Genomic DNA, 9,215 nt, shown 5'->3' on the forward strand with positions numbered 1-9,215 from the left:
TTTCAAAAATACTAGCTAAGAAGAAACTAATACCCAGAAAAATTACAATTAACGTGTTAATTATGTAACCAAAGAACGACATATATGAAGTAAAACTTACTAGAATTATATATATGAGACATACTACTAACACTATTACAGCTCGATAGTTTTTCCTTTTTAACATAAACACCGATGCAGCTATAATAAAAACAACATTATATATACCAATTATTATATGTGTCATCTCCATTTTACTAATCTATCCCCTTCTTTTCTTAGAATTAGTTTTTTTCGGTTTATAATCCGTATATCCTTTTTTATCCCCCGTATACTATCCATCTAACAAAACCACCGCGTATGAAGCACCGAGTTTCCCAACTTGACCTAATACACCAGTACCGAAAAAAGCGATTCTTCTTAAAGGGAAAGTTTGCTTATATATATTTACATAATCTTCATTTGGAAAACCCACATTAAAAATCAAAATTCCGAATTATAGGCATTTAAATCCCTAGCTTCTTTAAAGTAATTTCTAAATTTATCATCAATATTTATATCGTTACTTAATAACAACATCAAACTGGAATCCCAACAAACAATTTCAAGTTTTGCTTGAGGGTGCTGGATATTTGGACTTGGTACCCAGAGTCCTTCGTTTCCATTTGCATAGGGCTCTACAAGCAAATTATTAATATCAATGTTTATAGATTTATCAAACGCAGATAGTACACCCCAAATAAATTGAGGATTATATTTCTTTACGAGATTTGAAAGATCTTCACCTGCTATCCAAACTATTGGATACGACATTTTAGGATAATCTCGGATAAGTTTCTCTTCCTGATGTGCGACAATCTCCATGTCTGTTATAAGCCAATTAAACTCTTTTTCCCTACCTTGAAATGAGTCAAAAACGGAAGCTAAAACTGTATGTTTAGATCCATGTAAAATGAAGTTCATCCAATCCCTCCAACTAGTAACAATCGATAAGTTAGCCTTCTTGAACTTATTATGTGTAGATGATTAAACAAATACCAATGAATACTGTTACCATACACAATATAATAGTTGTTGCAGTATCTAGCAAAATGCTTACGGCTAGGAAAATTATTGATTTAAGAGCAAAAGAAGACCCTTTTTCTTTCCATTGCCGATAGATTTGTATCATTGCATAAATTAATGGAATCATACCACCTATAATCAGAATAATCCCTATTATTTCCTCCATGTTTCCCCTCCTTTTAAAGATTCGAATCAATAGATATAATATATAATTATACGTTCTCAAAATACATTCTTACATTTTTAGAGTTATTTTACATCTGCGAAACTCTTTAATCAATTAACAATATTTTATTATCCTCTTTGTTTATTTACTTTTCTTTGAACCAAAGAGGAACCCTCCCTACTCCAAATCCCGCCCCATGTAATAGCATTGTTTCTTATATTTTTTCCACCCCATTTAACGATTGATAAAATAAGACAAGGGCCTTTTTGGAATCATCGGTTAAACTTGCAATTTAGTTGAAGAAGGAACAAACTGATGATGCGGAAAAACGTAGTATATAGAAGACTATGTAAGGAGTTTGTCATATGATTGATAACAGAATTTCGAAAGATTATGATCATGAAATAGATGATTCTTTAAAAGAAATTACAGATACAACCATCTTACTTAATTTTCAAAAAGCGATTGTAAGTTTATATCCTCATCTAATACCAATTCATGCTTTTGCCTATGACGCATGGGATGATATTGTAATGCCATTGTTTTATGAGATGGTATATAAAACTTTTGCTTTTAAATACGGGATAGATATTAACTTTAAAGAAACTCATACCTATATGTTTTCACTTAATAGTTATAAAGGGATACATCACATCGAATGTGTTCCAAAGTGCACGACATTTAAGATTTATATTAACGAAGAATGGATTGAAATGGATAATAAAAGTTTGAAAGAAAATGTATTTGTATTTAAGTCATTTGGGGATGGATTACATTTTCTAACTGGTGGAATTGAAATTGAAGATGCTTATCGTGTAGGATTTGACCTTGTTGAGGTTGATATTGTTTCTACCATAACAGGTCTTCCATCTAAAACAAGTATTTTTATTAATAAAGAGCATGTAGACTTTGTGTTTGTTGCAGAAACATATGATACAAATATCCAAAATTAAAAATTTTATGTAAGAAAGTAAGAAGGATCTCTTCATTACTACTCGTACCAAATAGTTGTGTGAACACGCTCCGCTATTATATATACAAACTTCCGACTACATTTCATGTGAGAAAAAGTTATTACGATAAACAAAGAAAAGGTCTCCTAAAATATCTTTTAGGAGACCTTTTCTTATTAATAGATTTTGTAATTTAAGAGTAAACACTCTTAAATTACAAAATCCTCCGGAATAAACACTTTCACTTCTTTCGGCTGTACGTATACGAAATCACCCGCTTGAATGTTCAGCTGTTTGAACTGTTCTTTCGTAATTTCTGCTTCTAAATATTCATCTGTTTCGTCTCGTTTTAATTCTACATATACGACAGGTCCGACTGCGTGAGAATAAGATACTTTTGCTGGGATTGCATCTATGCTTTGTTTCGTATGAGAGATTGATAAGTCATGCGGCCTTACGTAGGCTATTCCGTCTACGTTGGAAACGTGCTTATGCTCTGGTGCTTCTAGTTCGACCGACCCTACATTTAGCTTTCCTTTATGAACGCGGCCGTGAAATAAATTTACATTTCCTAAAAAGTCATATACAAACGGACTTGCTGGGTTTTCATATACTTCTTCCGGTGTTCCCATTTGTTCAATGCAGCCTTCATTCATTACAACGATGCGGTCTGCAACGTCTAATGCTTCCTCCTGATCATGCGTTACGAATACGCTCGTAATTTGAAATTCGTCATGTAATTTCCGGAGCCATCTTCGTAATTCTTTTCTCACCTTTGCATCAAGTGCACCGAACGGTTCATCGAGTAATAAAATTTTCGGTTCGACTGCAAGTGCCCGGGCTAGTGCAATACGTTGACGTTGTCCACCAGATAATTGCGCTGGATAACGTTTAGCAAAGCCATCCATTTTTACGAGCTTTAATAATTCTATTACTTTTTCTTCTATCGCTTCTGCTGACGGTCTTAAGCTTTTCTTTCTTACTTTTAAACCGAAAGCGACATTCTCAAATACATTCATATGTTTAAAGAGCGCATAGTGCTGAAAGACGAAACCGACTTGCCTGTTTTTCACGTGAATGTCTGTTAAATCTTCCCCATCAAATGAAACAGAGCCTCCATCCGCTTCTTCTAATCCTGCAATAATGCGTAATAACGTCGTTTTCCCAGAACCTGACGGGCCTAATAAGGCAACAAGTTCACCTTTTGGAATATCCAAATGAATGTCTGTTAGTGCTTGAAATATACCATATTGCTTTGATACACCTTGAATTTGAATACTCACCGTAATCCCCCTCTTATTGTCGTTTTTCCATTCGCCATTCAATCCAGTTTTTTATAACGAGTGTAAACACTGCAATTAATGACATTAACGTCGCTACTGCAAATGCTGCTGAAAATTGATATTCATTGTACAAAATTTCAATATGGAGCGGCATCGTGTTCGTAATACCGCGCACGTGACCTGATACGACAGAAACGGCTCCAAACTCACCGATAGCACGGGCATTACATAGAATCATGCCGTATAAAAGACCCCATTTTATATTTGGAAGCGTAACGCGCCAAAACATTTTCCAGCCACTTGCGCCAAGTGATAAAGCTGCCTCTTCTTCACTTTTCCCTTGCGCCTGCATAATGGGAATTAATTCACGTGCAACGAACGGGAAGGTTACAAAGATTGTTGCGATAATAATGCCTGGTACAGAGAAAATGAGTTTCACTCCATGTTCAAGTAACCATTCGCCAAGAGCACCCCTCGGTGTGAAAAGTAAAACGAATACTAATCCTGCGATAACTGGTGACACAGCAAACGGCAATTCAATAAGGGATAGTAATACTTGTTTTCCTTTAAACTGAAACTTTGTAATAAGCCATGCGGCCGCTACCCCAAATATCGTATTAAGCGGCACAACGATTAACGCAACGAGAAGCGTTAATCTAATTGCTGAAAATGCTTCTTGATCTGTAATAGCGGCAATGTATACATCCATCCCTCTTTCAAAGGCTTTTAGAAAAATAGTTATGAGTGGCAGTAATAGAAAGAGAGATAAAAATAAAACTGTAATCGTAATTAATATGCCTGGTACAAGCTTAGATTCTTTTTTAGCTGATACGCTTTTTACTATTTTCTTTTCTAATACTGTTGGTTCCATTTTCTCTCCTCCTATTCACTTTTTAGTTCATGCCTTCTACTCCAGCTTTGAATCATATTAATAAGAAGAAGGAAAAGGAGAGAAATAATAAGCATCACAGTCGCTACAGCTGTTGCCCCCGCGTAATCATATTGTTCTAGTTTTGTCATAATCATGAGTGGTGCAATTTCTGTTTTCATCGGCATATTACCTGCGATGAAAACGACAGATCCGTATTCTCCTAATGCTCTTGCAAATGCGAGTGAAAAACCTGCAAGAAGAGCGGGAAAGATCTCTGGTAAAATGATTTTCACAAATATTTGCAAGCGAGATGCACCTAAACTCGAGGCCGCCTCTTCTACTTCTTTATCAATATTTTGCAGCACTGGTTGCACCATTCGAACGACAAATGGTAAACCGATAAAAGTAAGCGCAACGATAATTCCGAGTGATGTGAATGCTACTTTTATATGAAATACGCTTAATATTTTCCCAATCCATCCATTTTCCGCATAAAGCGTTGTAAGTGTAATACCAGCTACAGCTGTCGGAAGTGCAAACGGCAAATCAATGAGTCCGTCTAATAGTCGTTTCCCTGGAAATTTGTAACGTACGAGCACCCAAGCTATTAATAAACCGAAAATGGCATTTACAACAGCCGCTACAAATGAAGTTGTAAAACTAACTTGATAGGAATGCAACACACGCTCGTTCGTTATAACCCCAGCAAACTTCTTCCAACCTAACTGTGAAGTTTGAATAAATACGATAGAAAGTGGTATAAGTACAAATAAACTCATGTACAGCATTGTAAATCCAAGCGATAATCCAAACCCTGGTAAAACACGCTTCTTCCTCATCCTCTTTCACCTCATCCCCCTTAGCAGTACGCATTATTTTTGATAAATTTTATCGAATACGCCCCCGTCATTAAAGTGTTTCTCCTGTGCTTTTTTCCAGCCACCAAATAGTTCATCTACTGTAAATAATTGAACTTTCGGAAATTGGGATGCATATTTTTCTGCTACTTTTTCATTGCGCGGACGATAAAAGTTTTTCGCCGCAATTTCCTGTCCTTTTTCTGAGTACAAATATTCAAGATACCCTTCTGCTACTTTTTTCGTTCCTTTTTTATCAACGACTTTATCTACAACCGCTACTGGTGGTTCTGCAAGTACACTAATAGAAGGGGTTACAATTTCAAATTTATCTTTTCCAAGCTCTTTTTGAGATAATAACGCTTCATTTTCCCATGCGATTAATACGTCACCAATTCCTTTTTCAACAAATGTTGTCGTTGCTCCGCGCGCTCCTGAATCTAATACTTCTACGTTTTTATAAATTTGGCTAACAAACTCTTTCGCCTTATCTTCACTATTATTATATTTTTTCAATGCGTATCCCCACGCCGCTAAATAGTTCCAACGTGCTCCGCCTGATGTTTTTGGATTTGGTGTAATGACAGACACACCTTTTTTCGTTAAATCATCCCAGTCTTTAATTCCTTTCGGGTTTCCTTTTCGAACAAGAAATACAATTGTTGACGTGTATGGAGTGGAATTATTCGCAAGTCGCTTCTGCCAATCTTCTGCTAGTTGTTTTTTCTTGCTAATGGCATCAATATCATAAGCAAGTGCTAGTGTAACAACGTCTGCTTCTAAGCCATCAATAACAGAGCGCGCTTGACTTCCAGATCCCCCGTGTGATTGTTTTACATTTACTGTTTGCCCATGCTTCTCTTTCCAATACTTCGCAAAATCTTTATTGAAATCTTGATATAACTCCCTCGTTGGATCATAAGAAACATTTAAAAGCTCAACTGTTTTTTTATCTCCACTTCCTTCAGAATTACTAGTGGATGTTGCCGAACCACACCCTGATAAAAGTACAACTGCTGATAATAAAACACCTGTACTTTTCATAAACGCTGTCTTACCCCACTTTTTCATCGTTAAGCCCCCTTAGTTTATACAATAGAAAAAGGCACACAATATATTCACAAATGTGAACATTGTGCGCCTTCAGTTTATCTGATTAGCTTCTAATGTATTGTATTCGATTTCTTTTCATTTTAATTCTGTAATTCATATGTGTCAACTTGGAATTTATTTTTATTTCTTCGGATTTTCATACAAACTCCCTCTACATGATAATCATTATCAATATGTAAGAAAATAATAAAACATCTCTTTTTTATTTTCTACATAAATACGCTTTCCGATCATTTTTAAACAATAAATAATGTGCTGTATGAACTTTTCTCTCTACATAATCGATTGAATACGTACTGGCTGGATCTACCAAATCCCCGATCGCCCCTGAAAGGTGGTCAATTACTTTCTGCAATGTTTCTAGATTCTTCTTTTCACTCTCCACATTCATTGCATCCATAATATCACAAATCAAATATTGTACGTTCCGTAAGCGCAATTCCTTTTGTTCCATACATATATCCCCCCGTATTAGTTATATTACGGTTTAAATATATGGTTTTATAGCTTAGTCAATTCTAAAAAACAAAAGATATCCCAAAGGGGATATCTTTCTCCATTATACTTGCATCGCTTTCTCTCTCAATGCTCTTCTTAACAATTTACCCGTCGTATTCTTCGGCAATTCTATTAAAAACTCAATGCTTTTCGGCACTTTATATTTCGCTAAATGTAACGCACAGTAATGCATTAGTTCTTCTTCTGTTACGTTTGCTTGCTTCAAAACGACGTACGCCCGCACAGCTTCTCCTAAGTTTTCATCAGGAACACCGATTACAACAACTTCCGCTACTGATTCGTGCGTATATAATACTTCTTCTACTTCACGAGGATATACGTTATAACCGCCAACTAGGACGATATCTTTTTTACGATCAACGATATAGAAGTAACCTTCTTCATCCATTTTCGCTAAGTCACCTGTATATAGCCAGCCGTCTTTCAATGTCGCAGCTGTATCTTCTGGTGCATTATAGTATCCTTTCATAACGTTAGGTCCGCGAACGATTAATTCGCCGACTGCGCCGACAGGTACTTCTTCCCCAAGTTCATTTACAATTTTATTTTCTACATGCCAAATATTTGTGCCAATTGATCCTGGTTTACGAGGACGATCTAGCGGATTGAAACAAGTAACTGGTGATGCTTCTGATAAACCGTATCCTTCTGAAACAATAACGTTAAAACGTTTTTCAAAGTTTTGCAGAAGAGCAACAGGCATCGATGCACCACCGGAAATACAAAGGCGAAGCGTCTTCACATCTTCTGCGCTTGCTTCTTCAAATAAATATAAATAATTGTACATCGTCGGTACGCCAGCAAAGATCGTTGGTTCGTACGTACGGCAAATACGGAATACTTCTTTCGGACTAAATTTCGGTAACATTAAAATCGTTGCCCCGTTCACAATCGGTGCATTTACCGCAACTGTTAAACAGAATACATGGAACATTGGCAGTGCCGCAACGACGCGATCGTCAGCAGTAAATTGTAAATAAGACGCAACATCATTCGCATTACTATATAAATTTTTATGTGTGAGCATAGCGCCTTTCGGTTTTCCAGTTGTACCTGAAGTGTATAGGATAACCGCTACATCCTCTTCATCTAGTTCAGGGCCTTCGTATTGTAAATCTCCAGCCCCCACAAAACTAGTAAACGTTTTCATTTTTTCGGTTTCTGTATGGTTAAAATCTGATGAGGTTTCGCATATGATGATGTTTTCTAATGAAGGAAGTCTTGTTGTAAGAGATTGTATAACAGGTAGAAGGACGTCGAGTACGATGATTGTTTTTACATCTCCATTTTGTAAAATGTAATGCATTTCGTCTGCTGTATAAATTGGATTAACTGGAATAACAGTTGCTCCGGCTTTCATTGTTCCGTATAAACCGACCAAAAAATGTGGTGAGTTCCCAACAACTAATGCGACATTGTCCCCTTTTCCAATGCCCATTTCTGCTAAATTGCTAGAAAACCTTGTGACCATTTTGTTTAATTGGTCATACGAGACCGACTGATCCATAAATATATAAGCCGGTTTATCCCCCTTCTTTTTTGCCGTTTCAGCCAAAGATTGAACGAGATTCACAAAAACCCCACCTTTATAAAATTTAGAATATTTAAAAATTCTAAATTAATTATATTAAAAGAAAATTAAAGTGGCAAGTGATATTCTATTAACTGCATATAGACAGATCACCTTCTCTTAGTTTACTTTGGAAGAATAAGGGGATTTTATTTGTAAGTAATTTATGAAACTAGACCAGAAATCATTTTAGGATAATATGCATTCATCTTTTCTCTAAGTTTATTAAGTTCCTCTTTATTTAACGTCGTATGCTCGCCGTGCAAGTTAAGAGCGTCCGCTCCATCTTCATGAAAATACACCGTAACATATAACGTCGGTAACCCTTTGTTGTTTTCATCTATTGATAAGACGACATCTGGCTTTTTATTAACAGTGCTGAATGTTTCATTTCTTTTCCACTTCTTATTTTGAAACATGTCTTGTATATCATGTATCTTTCGTTTGTTATCTGTATGCGTAAAATATATAACATTATCCTCCGCTGGTTTTCCGATAGACAAAATTGTACGACTTGAGGGCGATTCACTGCTACACGCTGTCATTCCGATGACGAAGCTGAGTAATAATACAACGTACATTACCCTTTTCATATCAATCCGCCTCCTTTTGAATATATATTCCTTTATAAGAGGCAGATGTCCTGTGATTTTATGTTTTGTGGTAAATGAAATTATATGAGCGATTTTCCAAATATATCAGCGCAACTCGGTTTATATCGGCGATTCTCCAAATATATCAGCGCAACTCAATTTATATCGGCGATTTTTCAGTTATATCGACTTACCGACAAAGCCTGACAATCTACGCAAAAAGAAAGAGGCTGCCCGTTATGGTAG

10 protein-coding genes are annotated in these 9,215 nt (G+C 36.1%); 1 reads left to right on the forward strand and 9 read right to left on the reverse strand.

Annotated elements, in window-relative coordinates; translation table 11 throughout:
* Positions 1–462 precede the first annotated feature (462 nt).
* Both MR170_RS05825 and MR170_RS05830 read right to left on the reverse strand, forming a co-directional pair.
* Positions 463–942, reverse strand: coding sequence for a hypothetical protein (locus tag MR170_RS05825; protein WP_119683080.1), 480 nt, complete (start codon positions 940–942; stop codon positions 463–465).
* 49 nt (positions 943–991) lie between these two features.
* Positions 992–1,210, reverse strand: coding sequence for a hypothetical protein (locus MR170_RS05830; RefSeq protein WP_242307689.1), 219 nt, complete (start codon positions 1,208–1,210; stop codon positions 992–994).
* A 365-nt stretch (positions 1,211–1,575) separates the two neighbouring features.
* On the opposite strand from MR170_RS05830, the gene MR170_RS05835 reads away from it, so the two are divergent.
* Positions 1,576–2,163 (forward strand): hypothetical protein, encoded by a 588-nt coding sequence (locus MR170_RS05835; RefSeq protein WP_016082557.1) that lies wholly within the window; start codon positions 1,576–1,578, stop codon positions 2,161–2,163.
* Positions 2,164–2,372: 209 nt separating this feature from the next.
* Here the strand turns inward: MR170_RS05835 and MR170_RS05840 are convergent, their stop codons facing one another.
* The 7 genes from MR170_RS05840 to MR170_RS05870 form a co-directional block, all read right to left on the reverse strand.
* Positions 2,373–3,446: a sulfate/molybdate ABC transporter ATP-binding protein gene (locus MR170_RS05840; RefSeq protein ID WP_242307690.1), complete on the reverse strand. Its 1,074-nt coding sequence runs from the start codon at positions 3,444–3,446 to the stop codon at positions 2,373–2,375.
* Between the two features lie 13 nt (positions 3,447–3,459).
* Positions 3,460–4,317 (reverse strand): sulfate ABC transporter permease subunit CysW, encoded by an 858-nt coding sequence (gene cysW, locus MR170_RS05845; RefSeq protein ID WP_000433860.1) that lies wholly within the window; start codon positions 4,315–4,317, stop codon positions 3,460–3,462.
* An 11-nt stretch (positions 4,318–4,328) separates the two neighbouring features.
* Positions 4,329–5,156, reverse strand: a complete 828-nt coding sequence (gene cysT, locus MR170_RS05850; protein WP_098612921.1) for a sulfate ABC transporter permease subunit CysT — start codon at positions 5,154–5,156, stop codon at positions 4,329–4,331.
* 33 nt (positions 5,157–5,189) lie between these two features.
* Positions 5,190–6,245: a sulfate ABC transporter substrate-binding protein gene (locus tag MR170_RS05855; RefSeq protein ID WP_000758702.1), complete on the reverse strand. Its 1,056-nt coding sequence runs from the start codon at positions 6,243–6,245 to the stop codon at positions 5,190–5,192.
* 244 nt (positions 6,246–6,489) lie between these two features.
* Complete coding sequence (locus MR170_RS05860) at positions 6,490–6,741, reverse strand: hypothetical protein (RefSeq protein WP_029442087.1); 252 nt, start codon at positions 6,739–6,741, stop codon at positions 6,490–6,492.
* Between the two features lie 105 nt (positions 6,742–6,846).
* Complete coding sequence (locus MR170_RS05865; protein ID WP_001055170.1) at positions 6,847–8,379, reverse strand: fatty acid--CoA ligase family protein; 1,533 nt, start codon at positions 8,377–8,379, stop codon at positions 6,847–6,849.
* Positions 8,380–8,540: 161 nt separating this feature from the next.
* Positions 8,541–8,969, reverse strand: coding sequence for a hypothetical protein (locus tag MR170_RS05870; RefSeq protein ID WP_242307691.1), 429 nt, complete (start codon positions 8,967–8,969; stop codon positions 8,541–8,543).
* Positions 8,970–9,215 lie beyond the last annotated feature (246 nt).

Origin of the sequence: Bacillus cereus group sp. BfR-BA-01524 (assembly GCF_022662595.1) — a bacterium.
GTDB classification, from domain to species: Bacteria; Bacillota; Bacilli; order Bacillales; family Bacillaceae_G; genus Bacillus_A; species Bacillus_A thuringiensis_S.

What these genes read in the sequence shown, in the direction of transcription:
- MR170_RS05825 (WP_119683080.1), bottom strand. Translation starts at nt 942, where the DNA reads ATGAACTTCATTTTACATGGATCTAAACATACAGTTTTAGCTTCCGTT.
- MR170_RS05830 (WP_242307689.1), bottom strand. Translation starts at nt 1,210, where the DNA reads ATGGAGGAAATAATAGGGATTATTCTGATTATAGGTGGTATGATTCCA.
- MR170_RS05835 (WP_016082557.1), top strand. Translation starts at nt 1,576, where the DNA reads ATGATTGATAACAGAATTTCGAAAGATTATGATCATGAAATAGATGAT.
- cysW (WP_000433860.1), bottom strand. Translation starts at nt 4,317, where the DNA reads ATGGAACCAACAGTATTAGAAAAGAAAATAGTAAAAAGCGTATCAGCT.
- cysT (WP_098612921.1), bottom strand. Translation starts at nt 5,156, where the DNA reads ATGAGGAAGAAGCGTGTTTTACCAGGGTTTGGATTATCGCTTGGATTT.
- MR170_RS05855 (WP_000758702.1), bottom strand. Translation starts at nt 6,245, where the DNA reads ATGAAAAAGTGGGGTAAGACAGCGTTTATGAAAAGTACAGGTGTTTTA.
- MR170_RS05860 (WP_029442087.1), bottom strand. Translation starts at nt 6,741, where the DNA reads ATGGAACAAAAGGAATTGCGCTTACGGAACGTACAATATTTGATTTGT.
- MR170_RS05870 (WP_242307691.1), bottom strand. Translation starts at nt 8,969, where the DNA reads ATGAAAAGGGTAATGTACGTTGTATTATTACTCAGCTTCGTCATCGGA.